This window comes from Candidatus Nitrosotalea sp. FS (genome assembly GCF_011319475.1).
In the GTDB taxonomy this organism is placed as follows: Archaea; Thermoproteota; Nitrososphaeria; order Nitrososphaerales; family Nitrosopumilaceae; genus Nitrosotalea.
On sequence record NZ_RCMC01000219.1, the window covers coordinates 1 to 1138 of the forward strand.

General features: G+C 40.0%; 3 protein-coding genes and 1 pseudogene. 3 read left to right on the forward strand and 1 reads right to left on the reverse strand.

All coding sequences use genetic code 11. From position 1 onward, the window contains the following. Window positions 1-98: 98 nt before the first annotated feature. The 3 genes and pseudogenes from DYY66_RS12730 to DYY66_RS14715 all read left to right on the forward strand — a co-directional run. Window positions 99-312, forward strand: a 214-nt coding sequence (locus DYY66_RS12730; protein ID WP_394352615.1) for a peptidylprolyl isomerase, incomplete at its 3' end; no start/stop codon positions are given. 5 nt (window positions 313-317) lie between these two features. After that, window positions 318-478: peptidylprolyl isomerase (locus DYY66_RS14710; protein ID WP_309223993.1), on the forward strand; the 161-nt coding region annotated here is incomplete at its 3' end. Window position 479: 1 nt separating this feature from the next. Continuing rightward, window positions 480-701, forward strand: a pseudogene (locus tag DYY66_RS14715) (peptidylprolyl isomerase); the annotation flags it as partial. A gap of 147 nt (window positions 702-848) precedes the next feature. Here DYY66_RS14715 and DYY66_RS08270 read toward each other — a convergent pair. After that, entirely contained in the window at window positions 849-992 is a 144-nt protein-coding gene (locus DYY66_RS08270) for an RNA-protein complex protein Nop10 (RefSeq protein ID WP_394352614.1), read from the reverse strand. Window positions 993-1138: the final 146 nt, after the last annotated feature.

The window sequence follows — 1138 nt, forward strand, 5'->3', positions numbered from 1 at the left end:
AAGGTGACAAAAGTACATGGGGTCTTGGAGGTGCACCAAATACCGTTCCACCGGAATTTACCACGAGCATGAATTTCACAAAAGGNTTATTTGATAACATTGCACCAAAGACCACTGCAAACTTTGTCAAACTTGCAAACTCTGGTTTCTATGATGGAACAGTATTTCATAGAATAATGCCAGGATTTGTAATACAGGGTGGAGATCCAAATACGATAAAAGGTGATAAAAGTACATGGGGTCTTGGCGATGCAGGACATACAATTCCTCCAGAATTTACCACAAGCATGAATTTCACAAAAGGCATGGTGGNCAATATAGCACCAAAGACAGTGGCAAACTTTGTCAACCTTGCAAACTCTGGTTTCTATGATGGAACTGTATTTCATAGAATAATGCCGGGATTTGTAATACAGGGTGGAGATCCAAATACGATAAAAGGTGACAAAAGTACATGGGGTCTTGGCGGTGCACCAAANGGTACTGATGTCAACAGTGGAAGTTCACAATTCTTTATCACACTTGGTGATGCTCCATGGCTAAATGATCAATATACTCTATTTGGCCAAGTCATATCTGGCCAAGATGCTGTGGATAAAATTGCAGCACTACCGACTACTGATACTAACCAGCCAGTTGATGTTGAATCTGCACGCGTGTCAAAAATTAGTATAGAATCATCAAACAGCACAACAAAATAATTTACTTGTATCTGTCTGAGATACGATATCTTGCATACTTGTCGTCTGGAGAATATTNTACTCAAGACAACAACCAGCCAGTTGATGTTGAATCTGCCCGCGTGTCAAAAATTAGTATAGAGCAGTCAAACAGCACTACAAAATAATTTACTTGTATCTATCCGAGATACGATATCTTGCATACTTGTCATCTGGAGAATATTTTCCTGGATGTACAGTAGCAGTCTGGTGTCCGCACTTGGGACACTCGTCTTTTAAGGTGTATTTCTTACAATCTGTACATTTTCTCATCTGAAAGTGCATCTCTAACCTTCTCTTGTCTTCTTTGATTCTTCTCTTGTAAACTTGAAGGTGCCTCCCTTCTTTTCTATGGCATCCTGGACTGAGGAAAGAATTGGTTTTAGCTCCTTTTCAGCCTCCTTGAAGTTTGGTGCAGT

What these genes read in the sequence shown, in the direction of transcription:
- DYY66_RS08270 (WP_394352614.1), bottom strand. Translation starts at nt 992, where the DNA reads ATGAGAAAATGTACAGATTGTAAGAAATACACCTTAAAAGACGAGTGT.